The following is a 13,266-nucleotide window of genomic DNA, read 5'->3' on the forward strand; positions in this document are numbered from 1 at the left end:
CAACAAGGGGCGAATTGCCAATTTTCCCAGGGGAAATTTGGTTCAAAAATAAAGATACATTCAGTTAATGTTTTGTTCATATTAATACATACAAGGCGTTCCAAAACGGGCCAAAAGCCCGTTTCGGACATGCGCAAGGGGGTTTTCAATCGCACTGAGGGGGCGCCACGCGCCCCCTCCCCGTCCCGCGTTGTCTAACCCCCTATTTCCGGGTCAGCGATTGCTCGTAAGGCCCCGCGTCCAGCGCGCCGGCCGGCAAATCGCCCTTGAGCGTGCCGTTGCTCTTGAATATCTGGAACTCGCGCGTGAGCGTGTCCAGGTCCGCCGCGTTCAGCGACACGCGATAGTTCTCTTGCCACAGATCCGCGAACACTTGCGCGTCCGCCTGCGGCAGATTGGCCGCCTTCTGCACCGCGCCAACCACCTCCGCGGGATGGGCCTGGCCGTACTCCAGCGCCTTGCGCAGCGCCACGATGGCACGCACCACGGCGTCCGGGTTCTTTTGCAGGTACTCGGCGCGGACCACGCCCACGGCGTTATAGGGAACGCTGTCGCTCTTGGTCAGCGTCTTCCACTGTTCGCCGAAGGTGGACAGCGTCCGCACCCTCAGGTCCTTCAACTGCGCGGTGGTGACGTTGCGCAGCGCGGCGGCGTCCACTTCCTTTTGCGCCAGGAACTGCACCAGGCGGGGTTCGTTGCCCGGCACCAGCGTGAATTCGTTTTCCTTGATGCCATGGTTGCCCGCCAGCACCGCGTTGGCGATGGTGGCCGTGGAACTGCCCGCCGGCGACATGCCGATCTTCTTGCCCTTCAGGTCGGCAAGCGATCGGATCGGAGAATCCTCCAGCACCACGAAGGATACGTTCGAGGGCTGGGTGGCCAGCACGATCTTGACGGGCACGCCATCGGTGGCCAGCGCGAACGCGCCCGCCGCCGGAGACCCGAAGGCCAGGTCGATGGCATTGGCGGCGATGGCGCGGGTTGGGCCGTTGACGTCCGAAAAATGCACGTACTCCACGTCCAGGCCCTGGTCCTTGAAGAAGCTGCCGGCCTCCAGCACGGCGCCATATCCCAGCGTAAGGCCGCTGGGCCAGTAGCCGACGCGGATTTTTTCCGCATGCGCCGGCAGCGCGGCCACGCCCCCGGCAAGCACGGCGAAGACGGCCGCGCGTTTGATCAGATGCAAGACGTTCATGATTGCTCCAGAAGTAAGTCCTGCCCCGTCACAGGACTGGCGGCAGGTGTCGATAGGTGGGGTCGGACTGATCCAATCCGCGCAGCAGCGCTTGCCACAGGCGCGGGCTGCTGCGCCCGGCGGCGCGGTCGAAGGTATCCGCCGCGCGCTGGATCGCGTCGCGCGCGGGCACCGCGACCGCCTGGCCGGTCGCCTGGATCTGCAGTTGGGCCCGGCAGGCGAATTCCAGGAAGAACATCAGCTCGAATGCCTCGCCCACGGTCGAGCCGCAGGTCAGCAGGCCGTGGTTGCGCAGCATCAGCGCTTTGTGCGGGCCCAGGTCGCGCACCAGCCGGGCGCGCTCGTCCAGATCGACCGCCACCCCCTCGTAGGCGTGGTAGCCGATGCGGTTGTGAAAGCGCGCCGCGTGCTGGGTGTAGGGCAACAGGCCATCGCGCAAGGCGGACACCGCCACGCCGGCCAGCGTGTGGGTGTGCATGACGCACACGGCATCGGGCCGCGCCTGATGCACCGCCGAGTGGATGACGAAACCCGCCCGGTTGATGCCCAGCCCGGCCGGGTCGTCCAGCAGCTCACCGTCCGGCCCCACGGTCACCAGGTTGTCGGCCCGGATCTCTTCGAACAGCAGTCCGAAGGGATTGATCAGGAACCGGTCTTCGGCGCCCGGCAGCCTTGCCGAGATGTGCGTGTAGATGAGGTCCGTCATGCCGAACTGGGCCGCCAGCCGATGGCACGCCGCCAGGTCGATCCGCATCCGCGCCCGCGCGGTCTCCAGCGATTCAGGGCCGGGCTTGGGTATCTGCGCCACCGGCGGCCTCCCAGAACACGATCTTGCGATGCAGCCAGCGCACGGTCTGCGCGCCCGCGATGCCGAAGGCGGCCAGCAGGATCACGCCGGCGAACATGGTGCTGACATTCAGGTTGACGGCGGCCGATCCGATCAGATAGCCCAGCCCCGCTTCCGAGGACACCAGTTCACCCACCACCGTTCCGATCAGCGCGAGCGACACCCCGATCTGCAGGCCGGCGAATATGTCGCCCGAGGCGGCCGGCAGCTTGACGTGGCGGAAGATGTACCAGCGCGACGCCGAGAACGCGCGGCACGCATCGATCAGGTCGGGATCCACGCGGCGGATGCCCACGATGGTGTTGATGAACAGCGGGAAAAAGCAGATAAGCACCACCAGCACCACCTTGGACGCCAGGCCGAAGCCGAACCAGACGAGGATCAGCGGCGCCAGCGCCACCTTGGGCGTGGCCTGGATGGCGACCAGCAAGGGGTAGACAAACTTCTCGAACGTGCGCGACTCCGCCAGCAGCGCGCCCAGCAGTAGCGCCAGCGCGCTGCCGATCGCGTAGCCGATCAGCGTCGCGGACACGGTGTAGCCGATGTGGCGCCAGACGGTGCCGTCCTGGAAAATGGACACCAGCGTGCGGAACACGGCGCCCGGCGTGGTCAGTATGTAGTCGGGGACCCGGAAGAAAGTCACGGAAAAGTGCCAGGCCAGCAGCACCACGGCCAGCGTGGCGAGCGGATAGAGAACAGCGGTGAGTCTTTGCATGGTTCAGCCGATGAAGTGGCGCCGAAGGTGCTCGGCGGCGGCGGTGAATGCCGGCTCGGCCAGCGTGGCCATCGAGCGCGGACGCGGAATTTCCACGCGAAAATCCTCCACCACCCGACCCGGCCGGGCCGACATGACCAGGACGCGATCGGACAGCATCACGGCCTCGGGGATGCTGTGGGTGATGAACAGCACCGACTTGCGGTCGCGCATCCAGATCCGTTGCAGTTCCAGCGTCAGGGCCTCGCGCGTCATCGCGTCCAGCGCGGCGAACGGCTCATCCATGAGCAGCAGCTTGGGATCGCGCTGCAGCATCCGCGCCAGGCCCACCCGCTGCTGCATGCCGCCGGACAATTCCCTGGGATAGTTGTCGGCGAAGTCGCGCAGGCCCACCAGGTCCAGCAGGTCCCGGGCACGGCGCACGGCCCCGTCGCCGCGCTCGCCCGCGGTCTGGCTGGGCAGGAGCACGTTGTCCAGCACCGTCCGCCACGGCAGCAGGGTGGGCTTCTGGAAGGCCACGCCGATATCGCGGTTGGGCCCGTCGACGGGCGCGCCGGCCACCTCGATATGCCCGCGCGTGGGCGCCAGCAGGCCGGCGGCAAGCTTGAGCAAGGTGGATTTTCCGCAGCCCGACGGGCCCAGGAGGGTGACGAACTCGCCCTCGCCCACGCTCAGGTCCACGCCGCTCAGCGCGTCGATGCTGCCGCGCCGCGTCTGATAGGACACCGACAGGGCCCGCGTCCGCAGCAAGGGCGCAGCCGTCATTGGGCCGCCTTGGCCTGCGCCCGCACGGCGGCGGCGTCGAAACGGCTGAACTGCGGGACGAGCTGGTTGCTGAAGATCTTTTCGACCGGAATGTTGTCGGTGTTGAACTCGCCGGCCGCGTGCATGGCGCCGACGAACGCGCGGATCACGGGCAGATCGAATTCACCCGGCACGCGGTCGGCGCCGTCGGGGCGGCGCAACGTACTGTCCATGCGCTTCTTGACCAGCACGACCGCCTCGTCCAGGTGCTTCTGGTAGTCGCCGTCCTTTGGCTTGGCTTCGGGCTGGTACTTCCAGAACGTTTCGGCGCACAGGCGCGGATTGGCGTCGCAAGCCAGCACCGCCTTGGTGTAGGCGCGCCCGAAACGGGCCAGCAGGTCGGGCTGGTCGCGCAGCGTGTCCTCGTGCGCGATGAAGCCGTTGCTGTTGATCTTCTGGAAGACCGGCGGATACGGCAGGCGGCGGACCTTCGTGCCGGTCAGCTCCAGCATCGCCGTCCAGGAGCTGTTGTAGTTCAAGGCGTCCACCCGGCCCTCCTTCAGCGCCAGGAAGCCCGAACCCAGCACGCCGACCGCCACGATGTCGACATCCTTGCCCGGCTCCAGGGATTCCTGGCGCAACAGCGCCCGCGTCGAAGGAATGGTTCCCCAGGTCAGCGCGCCCACGCCGATCTTCTTGCCTTTCAGGTCCTTGATCGTCTTGATGGGGCCGTCGGCCAGCACCGCCAGTTCCAGCTCGTTCGAGGGAATCGCGTTGTAGAAGTAGCGCACGGGCAGCGGCGTCTTGCCGGTCTCGTAGCTGGACAGCACGGGTTCCGGCAATGGCAGCCCGATGGTGACCTTCTTGGAAGCCACCTGCGGCAGCAGGGCGCCCGCGCCCTGGAACACGATGGCCTTGACCTCGATGTTCTCTTCGCCGAAGTAGCCCAGGTCCTTGCCCAGTCCATAGACGCCGCCGCTGGCGACGGTCAGGGGAATGCCCAGGGCCAGGGTGACGGTGTCGGCGGCCTGCGCGGCCGACGCGGCGGACAAGGCCAATGCGGCCGCGCCAAGGCGGGCCGGGATGCGGGAGGTTTTCATAGATTAGGAAATCCGTTGGTGATCGGTCAGGTTGAGTTCGGTATGCGGGAAACGGCCGTCAGGTCGCCGCGGCCTGGCGCAGCGCTTCCAGCGCCTGCTGCTTGAGCAGATTGCGGTCGACCTTGTTGGTGGAGGCGAGCGGCAGCGCGTCCAGGAACCAGACCCGGCGCGGATGCTGATAGGCCGGCGCGTGCGCCAGCGCATGCTGCTTGACGGCGTCTTCCGTCAGGTTGCCGGCGGCGGCCGGCACGACGAACGCCACCGGCTTGTGGCCCTTGATGTCGTCCGGCACCGGCACCACGCAGGCCTGCTGCACGCCGGCAAGCGTCTCCAGCACCTTCTCGACTTCGCCGGGAAAGATGTTTTCGCCGCCCGATACGAACATGTCGTCGTCGCGGCCGACGAAGTAATAGAAGCCCTGCGCGTCGCGGCGGAGCACATCGCCGGTGACGTAATAGCCGTCGGCCGTGATGGCGGCGCGGATGTCGGGCCGGTTGTGATAGCCCAGCATGATGCCGGGGCTTTTCACCTGCAGCACGCCCTGGTCGCCTTCCCTGCCCTGCGCATCCACCAGCCGCACCTGCACCTGGGGATGGGCATGTCCGATGGACATGTCGGGCTGCGCCAGCCCGTCCGGATGCGGACCGAACGTCACGGGGCCGGCCTCGGTGGTGCCGTAGGAATTGATCACGCGCGCCTGCGGCAATGCGCGGCGGATGGCGGCCTGCAGGGCCTCGCTGACAGGCGCCGATCCCATCCGCACGACCTGCACGCTGCTCAGGTCCGCGCTGGCCAGCAGATCCTGTTCGCGCAGCACCATCGCCATCATGGGCGGCACGGACGTGAGCCAGGTGGGCCGATAGCGCGCGATCGCCTCAATGTAGGGCCGCGCCTTGAACTGCGGCAGCAGCACGATGGCCGCCTGCCCGGCCAGCGCAAGCTGGCACAGCGCCAGCGCGTTCATGTGATACATGGGCGCGGCGATCAGGTAACGCTCGCCCGCCAGGCTCAGTCCGGCCAGACGGGTGCGCACCACCCAGAGATGGCTGCGATGCGACAGCACCACGCCCTTGGGCTTGCCGGTGGATCCGGACGTGTACAGGAAAAACGCGGCTTCGTCGGGCGCCGGCCTGATGGCCTGAAACGGCCCCGGGTCCAGCAAGGCGTCGAAGCCTGTTTCCCCTTGCCCGCCGAATTGCACCACGGGCAGATCCCGCGGCGCCTGTTCGCGCCGGGCGGCGTCGCAGAACACCAGCCGGGCGCCGCTATCCTGGATGACGAAGTCGGACAGGGCGCGCGGAAACTTGTGGTTCACCGGCACCACCACCAGGCCGGCGCGCTGCGCCCCCAGCAGCACGGCCAGGAACTGCGCGCTGTTGGCCGCCAGCACGGCGACCCGGTCCCCGCGCTGCAAGCCGCGGCGCAGCAGTCCGCGCGCAACGGCGTCGGCCAGGCTGGCAAGCTCGCCGAACGTCAGGCGCGTCTCGTTCAGGTCCTCGTCCAGCGCGATGACGGCCAGCGCGTCCCGGTCGACGTCCGGCGGAGCAAGATCGCCCAGGTTGTAGGGATGGGTGGCGGAATCGGTGCTCATGAAAAAATTCCAGTAAGGTGTTCAGGCAAGGCACGCGCGCGGCGGACCGCCGCGCCTGGCCCGCCCCTAGGCCTTGGGCGGCGAGGTCAGATAGACGCCGCGCCCGCTGGCCAGCAGCACGCCCTGCGCATCCTCGATGCGCGCCTCGGCCACGGACAATTGCTTGCCGGCCTTGACCACCTTGCCGCGGATGGTCAGATCGCCCTGGATCGCCGGACGGTGATAGTCCACGCGCAGGTCCACCGTCGGCACGCCGCGCCCCGTGTAGGACACCAGCGCCCAATCGGCGGTCAGGTCGATCAGCGCGGCAAGAATGCCGCCATGCGTGTATGGATTGTCGGGATTGACGGCCCATTCTTCGCGCCAGGCGGCTTGAAGCACGATCTCGCCTTCTCCGACCGAAAGGACCTTCAGGCCCAGCCACTGGTGGTAGGGGCTGCGCAACAGCCGCGCCTGGATGTCGGCGGCGGCGGGCAAATTCTGTTCAGGCATGTTCGGGTTTCCGGATGGGGTTCAGGGAGCAACGACGATCTTTCCGATGACCTTGCGGTCGCGGATGGCGGCAAGGCCTTCGGCCGCCTCTTCCAGCGGCACGACGCGATCGATCAGCGGCGCGATCTCGCCCCGGTCGATCAGGTCCAGCAAGGCGCGCAGGTCCTCGTCGTAGAAGCTGTTGGATCCCTTGACGGTCAGCTCGAAGCTCCAGATGTAGCGGAGGTCTTCCTTGGGGTCGTAGCCGGCCGTCGCGCCGCAGGTCAGCAGCGTGCCGCCTCGCCGGATGCAGCGCAGCGACGGCACCCAGGTGTCTCCACCGGTGAAGTTCACCACCACGTCAACGCCGCCCTCCGTGCCGCGCCGTTGCGGCTTTCCATACTTCTGGATGGCCCATTTGGAGAAGTCGGTCTCGCGGTAGTCGACGACGTGGTCGGCGCCGATCTCGCGCAGCCGGGCCAGCTTGTCCGCGCCGCTGGCGCAGGCAATCACTTCGGCGCCCAGGCGCTTGGCCAGGATGACGCTGGCCGTGCCCACGCCGCCGCTTGCGCCCAGGATCAGGACCTTGTCGCCGGCCCGCACCGTGCGGTGCGTGACCAGCATGCGGTGCGCGGTGCCGTAGGCCACGGGCAAAGCCGCGGCCTGTTCATACGTAACGTTGGCCGGCAGGGGAATCAGTTGCGCGGCCGACACCAGGCAGTACTGCGCCATGCCGCCGTCCAGCATTTCGCCCATCAACCCCTTCTCGCGGTTCAAGGGATTGACCAGCACGCGATCGCCCGCCTTCCAGCCCTCTACGTCCGCGCCGACCTCGGCGATATCGCCCGCCAGGTCCAGGCCGATCACCACGGGCAGCGGCACCTTGATGCCCGGCATGCCCTGCACCGTGAAGACATCGTGATAGTTAAAGGACGAGGCGCGCACGCGCACCACGACATGGCCGGGAATCGCCTGCGGCACAGGCTTGTCATGGACGACCGACAATTGGTCCAGGCCGCCGTGCGCGTTGAGCACGAGCGCCTTCATGGTTTGGGACATACGTATGGATCCGTGAGTGAAAAAAGGGGGTTGCGGGCGTCAGTCCGCCGCGGCGCGGCGCCAGCGGAACAGATGCGTTTCCAGCGGCTTGAGCACGCAGAATTCGATCAGCACCATCAGGCCGACCAGCGTGATCGTCCAGGCGAACACCTGGTCGGTCTGCACCAGATCGGCCGCCTGGCGCAGCCGGTAGCCCACGCCGTTGGAGGCGCCGATGGTTTCTGCGACCAGCGACACGCGCCAGCCGAAGCCAAAGGCCAGCCGCGCGCCCGAGAAGAAATCGGGCAGGATGGTGGGCAGATAGATCTTGCGCAGGATGCGCAGCGGAGACATGCGGAAGCTCTGCGCCAGTTCGACCAGATCGGCCCGCACCGACCTGGCGCCCTGCCAGACGTTGGTCAGGATCAGCGGCAGGGCGGTCATGAACACCACGAAGATGGTCGTGGCGTTGGAAATGCCGAACCAGATAATGGCGAAGATGGCCCAGATGGCCGACGAGATCGTGTTGGTGACGGCAAGCACGGGTTCGAAGAACTCGCCCAGCTTGCGGCGGCTGCCGAACAGCAGCCCCAGCGCGGTGCCGGCGACGGCCGCCAGCGAGAACCCGGCGATGACGCGCCAGAACGTCACGCCCAGGTCGCGCCAGAACGTGTCGCTGGCCAGCAGCCTTCCCAGCGCATCGGCCACGCGCACGGGACCCGGCAGGATATAGGCCGGCACGCCGCGCGCGGCGAAGGCCCATGCCGCCAGCAGCAATGCCAGCAACAGCAGGCGGCGGCCGGCATTGCCGCCCATCACGCGCCAGGGCGATGCGCGCCCGGCGGAAGCTAACGACTGGCTCATGACGCTACACCAGCACGCGAAGCTGACGGATCAGCTCGGCGACCTCGGGCATGGACGGCGATCGCGGCCGCGCCAGCGTCACCGGCGCGATCTCGCGGATGCGGCCCGGCCGCGGCTGCAGGATCACCACCTGGTCGGCCAGCACGATCGCCTCTTCGACGTCATGCGTCACGAACACGACGGTCATGCCGCGGCTGGCCTGGATCGCCAGCAGTTCCGCATGCATCTGTGCGCGGGTGCCGGGGTCCAATTTGGAGAACGGTTCGTCCAGCAGCAGGATGCGCGGCTGGTTGACCAGGCTGCGGGCCAGCGCCACGCGGCTGCGCATGCCGCCGGAAAGCTCATGGGGATAGGCGGATTCGAATTCGGCGAGGCCCACGGCCGCAAGCGCTTCCCTGGCGCTCGCGCGGCGCTCGGCGCGCGGCAGCGAGCCGGCCTCCAGGCCGAAGCAGACGTTGTCTCTTGCGGTTCTCCAGGGCAGCAGGCGGTCGTCCTGAAACAGATAGCCGACGGCGCGCCAGTCCGCGTAGGCCGCCGTGCTGGCGCCTTCCACCAGGATGGCGCCCTCGTCCGGATGCGCCAGTCCGGCGATCAGATTGAGCAGCGTGCTCTTTCCGCAGCCCGACGCGCCCAGGACCGCCACGACCTGCCCGTGCGGAATGTCCAGGTCGATTCCATCCAGCACATGCAGGGGCGCATCGTTGCGGCGTGCGTAGCGCTTGGACACGCGCCTCAGGGAAATGGCGGCGGAGGCGGGCTGGCGTGCGGACGGCAGGCGATGGGTGTGATGGATATCGGACAGATCGGTCATGTATGGCTTTTTCGACGATGCTGTCCGCGCATTGCTTGCGGCGGAAAAACAGCATGCCCTGCAGCTTATGCGTCGGGCACATGCATGGGAACGACCGATTTCCCATCTGCAAATTGCGTCCGGTCCTTAGGTGGAAAACGCCTAACGCCATGCGAAAACCTTCGTTGGCGGCGCGTCCGGTCCCACCTATGTTCGTGGGCTTTCACCGCCTGTATCGGATACGCCCAGCATGTCAGCTTCCCTCGCCGTCTCCCCCGCCGTCGCCTTGATCGACGTCCCCCGCGCCATCACGCTCGCGGGGTTCAGTCCGCATTCCCGGGTCGCCCTGACACTGACCTCGCGGCAGGCGGACGGACAGGTCTGGCGCAGCCGCAATGTCTATGTCGCCGACGCCCAGGGCGCGGTGGATGTCTCACGGCAAGCGCCGGAATCCGGGGCCTACACGGGCATCGACGCCCTGGGGCCGATCTGGTCCCAGTCCCCTACGCAGGCCGACGACGGCGACGCGTCGCAAGTCCCACCGCCCGAGGGTCCGGCCGGCGCCATCCATACCCTGGCGTGCGCCAGCGACGCCGAAGGCAAACACGCAATCGCCCGCTTCGAACAGCACTACGCGGCGGACGGCGTCGTGCGCCAGGAAGTGCGCGACCGCGGCCTGGCGGGCGTGCTGTACACGCCCGCCGCGCCAGGCCCGCATCCGGCCATCGTGGTGCTGAATGGCTCCGGCGGCGGCATCAACGAAGCGCGCGCCGCCCTGTACGCTTCGCACGGCTATGCCGCGCTGGCGCTGGGGTATTTCGGCGCGCCGGGCCTGCCGGATCATCTGTCCGGCATTCCGCTTGAATACTTCGACCAGGCCTTGCAGTGGCTGCGCGGCGCGGTGCAGCCCGCCGGCGGCTTCGTCGCCGTCAGCGGCCATTCGCGCGGCGGCGAGCTGGCGCTGCTGCTGGGCAGCCTGTATCCGCAAGCCGTATCGGCGGTGATCGCCTACGTGCCCAGTTCCGTGGTGCACGGCGTGCTCAATGCCGGCAAGCCCGGCGAAGGGCGTTTCAAGCCGGCGTGGACGCACGGCGGCAAGCCCGTCCCGCACGTGTGGGAACACAACGCCGCGCAGGACTGGAGCCTCGTCGATACCCTGCCCGAGCCGCGCCGCCAGGCCCAAGCCTTCGTGCAGGCGCACCGGGACGCCGCGGCGGTCGCGCGCGCGCGCATTCCGGTCGAGCGCATCGCCGGTCCGGTGCTGTTGCTGTCGGCGGGCGACGACGGCTACTGGCCTTCATCGCAATATGCGCGCGAGGTCGCGCAGGCGCTGAAGGCGGCGGATCATCCTCACGCCGTGGAACACCTGGACTATCCGCATGCCGGCCACGCGCTGCACGTGCCGGTGGTGCCGACCACCGAGCTCTCGCGCGCGCACGCCGTGTCGGGCATCGTCCTGACCGGCGGCGGTGACGCCGCCGCCAATGCCCGCGCGAACATCGATTCGTGGGCGGCCGTGCGCCGCTTCCTGCGCGCCGCCGCCGCACAGCGCGTCCCGGCGGCCGCGTGACCGCCGTGCATGGCGCCAACACCGGTGCGCTGGCGGGGCTGACAGTCATCGAGCTCGAAGGCATCGGCCCGGCCCCGATGGCCGCGATGCTATTGGCCGACCTGGGCGCGACCGTCCTGCGCATCCAGCGCCGCGACCCGGTCGAACAGGGCATCCAGCGCGAGCTTCGATACAACCTGCTGCTGCGCAACCGCACGTCCATAGAACTGGACCTGAAGCAGCCCGAGGCCGTCAGCCTGGTGCTGGACCTGGTCGAAAACGCCGACGCGCTGATCGAGGGTTTCCGGCCCGGCGTGATGGAACGCCTGGGCCTGGGGCCCGGCCCCTGCCTGGCGCGCAATCCGCGCCTGGTCTATGGCCGGGTGACGGGTTGGGGCCAGGACGGCCCTCTGGCCCAGTCGGCCGGACACGACATCAACTATCTGGCGATCACCGGCGCGTTGGGCGCGATTGGCCGCCAGGGCCAGCCCCCGGCCCCCCCCTTGGCGCTGCTAGGCGACTTCGCGGGCGGCGGGCTGTATCTCGCCCTAGGCATTCTGGCCGCCTTGATCGAACGCGCCCGCAGCGGCCGGGGGCAGGTGGTGGATGCGGCCATGGTCGACGGCGTGGCGTCGCTGTCCACGGCGTTCTTCGGACTGGCGGCGGCAGGCGTGTGGCAACCGGAACGCGGCGCCAATCTGATCGATTCGGGCGCGCCGTTCTACGACGTCTACGCCTGCCGCGATGGGCGCTATGTCTCGGTGGGCCCGCTGGAATCCAGGTTCTTCAGGAAGCTGCTGGCCTTGCTGGAACTGCCGGAAGACCTGGCGGGCTGGCAGGCCGACCGCAAGCGCTGGCCCGATCTGCGTGCGCGGCTGGCGCAAGCCTTCTCCAGCCGGCCGCGCGACGAATGGAGCGCGCGCCTGGACGGCACGGACGCCTGCTTCGCGCCGGTGCTGAGCTTCGAGGAAGCCCCCGGCCATGCCCACTTGCGCGCGCGCGGCACCTTCATCGAGGTCGCCGGCGTCACGCAACCGGCGCCCGCGCCGCGCCTGAGCCGCAGCGCCGCGCCGCCCACGGCCCCGCCCGCGCCGCCCCTGCGCGGTGTTCACGCGCTTGCGGCATTGGGCCGCTGGCTGTCCCCGTCGACGCTGGAACGCGTCCAGGCTCAGGGACTGTTCCCAGGCGAGACCGCGTGACGCGCCCCCGCTGGCTTCGGGAGCCGGCGCGACCCCTCTGAACGGATCGCGCCGGGGCCGGGCCCTTATCCCGTGCCTTCAGCTTCCCGGATTGGCGTGGGCCGCTTCGAAGAAATACTCCTTCCATGAAGCGGCCCTGGCCTGCAGCACGCCGATTTCGTGCAGCTTGTCCGCATACACCTGCGTCTGCTGCGGACTCACCGTGAACTGGTTTTCGGGATCGTCGATGATCTTTCTGACGAAGTCCGGCGGCAGCTTGGAGCTCTGCTGGCGGATGAAGATGGCGGCGGCTTCCTCTTTGTGCGCCGGAATCCACGCGGCCGCTTCGGCGAGCGCGGCGTAGAACGCCTTGTAGGTCTTGGGATTGGCGTCGTGGAATTTCTGGGTGGTGTAGAGCACATTGAACGTCGCCGGACCGCCCAGGATCTCGTACGAGCTGATCACCTTGTGCACCGCCGGGTTGCGTGCCAATGCCTGGTAGTAGAACGGGGCGCTGGAGAAATGCGCGTTCACTTCCAGGCCGCCCGAGATCAAGGCCGTGGTGGCATCGGGGTGCGGCAGGCTGATCGAGATATCGTCGAAGCGCTTGAAGTTGTCCTTGCCGTAGCGCTTGGCGGCCTCGATCTGCAGGGTGCGCGATTGGAATCCCACGCCGGCCGCGGGTACGGCGATGCGGTCCTTGGCCGAAAAGTCGTCCAGCGTCTTCACGGCCGGGTTATTGCTCAGCAGGTAGTTGGGCAAGGAGCCCAACGCCGCCACCAGCTTCACGTTCTGCTTGCCGCGCGTGCGGTCCCACAGCACCAGCGCGGGCGGCACACCCGCCGACACCATGTCCAGCGCACCGGCAAGCAGCGCCTCGTTCATGGCCGAGGCGCCCGATATCTGCGCCCATTCCACCTTGATGTCCAGCCCGGCCTCCTTGCCGTGCTTCTCGACCAGCTTCTGGTCTTTCACCACGTCGAGGATCAGGTAGGCAATGCCGAACTGCTGCGCCACGCGCAACGAGCCCTCTGCATGGGCCGGGGCGGCAGCGGCCGCGAGCGCAATGGCAAGCAGCACCGCAACCGCGGCGGCGCGTTGCGGGCGAAAAGGTCGGAGAGACATGGGAAGGCGGGCTCCTTGGGCCGGATGGTTCGCACGGAAGATGACCGGCGATCCTAGCA

Annotated in this window: 13 protein-coding genes; 2 read left to right on the forward strand and 11 right to left on the reverse strand. The window is 68.0% G+C overall.

The annotated features are described in order from the left end of the window. Positions 1-202: 202 nt before the first annotated feature. From ASE30_RS24160 to ASE30_RS24205, 10 genes are all read right to left on the reverse strand, one after another. A complete protein-coding gene (locus ASE30_RS24160) occupies positions 203-1,195 on the reverse strand; it encodes an ABC transporter substrate-binding protein (protein ID WP_057286814.1) in 993 nt (330 codons plus the stop codon). Between the two features lie 28 nt (positions 1,196-1,223). Continuing rightward, the gene (locus tag ASE30_RS24165; RefSeq protein ID WP_235515340.1) at positions 1,224-2,003 is read right to left on the reverse strand and encodes a class II aldolase/adducin family protein; all 780 of its coding nucleotides are present in this window, start codon (positions 2,001-2,003) and stop codon (positions 1,224-1,226) included. Then, positions 1,975-2,757 carry an ABC transporter permease gene (locus ASE30_RS24170; protein ID WP_057286816.1) on the reverse strand — a complete coding sequence of 261 codons (783 nt, stop codon included), beginning with the start codon at positions 2,755-2,757 and terminating at the stop codon, positions 1,975-1,977. The genes ASE30_RS24165 and ASE30_RS24170 overlap by 29 nt, the downstream gene beginning before the upstream one ends. A 3-nt stretch (positions 2,758-2,760) precedes the next feature. After that, positions 2,761-3,522, reverse strand: a complete 762-nt coding sequence (locus ASE30_RS24175) for an ABC transporter ATP-binding protein (RefSeq protein WP_057286817.1) — start codon at positions 3,520-3,522, stop codon at positions 2,761-2,763. After that, the gene (locus ASE30_RS24180) at positions 3,519-4,601 is read right to left on the reverse strand and encodes an ABC transporter substrate-binding protein (RefSeq protein WP_057286818.1); all 1,083 of its coding nucleotides are present in this window, start codon (positions 4,599-4,601) and stop codon (positions 3,519-3,521) included. Before ASE30_RS24180 ends, ASE30_RS24175 begins: the two co-directional genes overlap by 4 nt. A gap of 58 nt (positions 4,602-4,659) precedes the next feature. Then, positions 4,660-6,192, reverse strand: coding sequence for a class I adenylate-forming enzyme family protein (locus tag ASE30_RS24185; RefSeq protein WP_057286819.1), 1,533 nt, complete (start codon positions 6,190-6,192; stop codon positions 4,660-4,662). 66 nt (positions 6,193-6,258) lie between these two features. Then, on the reverse strand, positions 6,259-6,684 hold the full coding sequence (locus ASE30_RS24190; RefSeq protein WP_057286820.1) for a PaaI family thioesterase: 426 nt from the start codon (positions 6,682-6,684) through the stop codon (positions 6,259-6,261). Positions 6,685-6,705: 21 nt separating this feature from the next. Next, positions 6,706-7,710: a zinc-binding dehydrogenase gene (locus ASE30_RS24195; RefSeq protein ID WP_200964482.1), complete on the reverse strand. Its 1,005-nt coding sequence runs from the start codon at positions 7,708-7,710 to the stop codon at positions 6,706-6,708. A 51-nt stretch (positions 7,711-7,761) separates the two neighbouring features. Further along, positions 7,762-8,565, reverse strand: a complete 804-nt coding sequence (locus ASE30_RS24200) for an ABC transporter permease (protein WP_082601715.1) — start codon at positions 8,563-8,565, stop codon at positions 7,762-7,764. A gap of 4 nt (positions 8,566-8,569) precedes the next feature. Then, positions 8,570-9,376, reverse strand: a complete 807-nt coding sequence (locus tag ASE30_RS24205; protein WP_082601716.1) for an ABC transporter ATP-binding protein — start codon at positions 9,374-9,376, stop codon at positions 8,570-8,572. A gap of 229 nt (positions 9,377-9,605) precedes the next feature. On the opposite strand from ASE30_RS24205, the gene ASE30_RS24210 reads away from it, so the two are divergent. After that, positions 9,606-10,925 carry an acyl-CoA thioester hydrolase/BAAT C-terminal domain-containing protein gene (locus tag ASE30_RS24210; protein ID WP_057286823.1) on the forward strand — a complete coding sequence of 440 codons (1,320 nt, stop codon included), beginning with the start codon at positions 9,606-9,608 and terminating at the stop codon, positions 10,923-10,925. Positions 10,926-10,930: 5 nt separating this feature from the next. Beyond that, positions 10,931-12,103, forward strand: coding sequence for a CaiB/BaiF CoA-transferase family protein (locus ASE30_RS24215; RefSeq protein ID WP_255367056.1), 1,173 nt, complete (start codon positions 10,931-10,933; stop codon positions 12,101-12,103). A gap of 78 nt (positions 12,104-12,181) precedes the next feature. Here the strand turns inward: ASE30_RS24215 and ASE30_RS24220 are convergent, their stop codons facing one another. Next, entirely contained in the window at positions 12,182-13,207 is a 1,026-nt protein-coding gene (locus tag ASE30_RS24220) for an ABC transporter substrate-binding protein (protein ID WP_057286824.1), read from the reverse strand. Between the last annotated feature and the right edge of the window lie 59 nt (positions 13,208-13,266).

The organism is Achromobacter sp. Root83, from assembly GCF_001428845.1.
Classification (GTDB): Bacteria; Pseudomonadota; Gammaproteobacteria; order Burkholderiales; family Burkholderiaceae_B; genus Achromobacter.

What these genes read in the sequence shown, in the direction of transcription:
- ASE30_RS24195 (WP_200964482.1), bottom strand. Translation starts at nt 7,710, where the DNA reads ATGAAGGCGCTCGTGCTCAACGCGCACGGCGGCCTGGACCAATTGTCG.
- ASE30_RS24205 (WP_082601716.1), bottom strand. Translation starts at nt 9,376, where the DNA reads ATGACCGATCTGTCCGATATCCATCACACCCATCGCCTGCCGTCCGCA.
- ASE30_RS24185 (WP_057286819.1), bottom strand. Translation starts at nt 6,192, where the DNA reads ATGAGCACCGATTCCGCCACCCATCCCTACAACCTGGGCGATCTTGCT.
- ASE30_RS24190 (WP_057286820.1), bottom strand. Translation starts at nt 6,684, where the DNA reads ATGCCTGAACAGAATTTGCCCGCCGCCGCCGACATCCAGGCGCGGCTG.
- ASE30_RS24175 (WP_057286817.1), bottom strand. Translation starts at nt 3,522, where the DNA reads ATGACGGCTGCGCCCTTGCTGCGGACGCGGGCCCTGTCGGTGTCCTAT.
- ASE30_RS24200 (WP_082601715.1), bottom strand. Translation starts at nt 8,565, where the DNA reads ATGAGCCAGTCGTTAGCTTCCGCCGGGCGCGCATCGCCCTGGCGCGTG.
- ASE30_RS24160 (WP_057286814.1), bottom strand. Translation starts at nt 1,195, where the DNA reads ATGAACGTCTTGCATCTGATCAAACGCGCGGCCGTCTTCGCCGTGCTT.
- ASE30_RS24220 (WP_057286824.1), bottom strand. Translation starts at nt 13,207, where the DNA reads ATGTCTCTCCGACCTTTTCGCCCGCAACGCGCCGCCGCGGTTGCGGTG.
- ASE30_RS24180 (WP_057286818.1), bottom strand. Translation starts at nt 4,601, where the DNA reads ATGAAAACCTCCCGCATCCCGGCCCGCCTTGGCGCGGCCGCATTGGCC.
- ASE30_RS24210 (WP_057286823.1), top strand. Translation starts at nt 9,606, where the DNA reads ATGTCAGCTTCCCTCGCCGTCTCCCCCGCCGTCGCCTTGATCGACGTC.
- ASE30_RS24170 (WP_057286816.1), bottom strand. Translation starts at nt 2,757, where the DNA reads ATGCAAAGACTCACCGCTGTTCTCTATCCGCTCGCCACGCTGGCCGTG.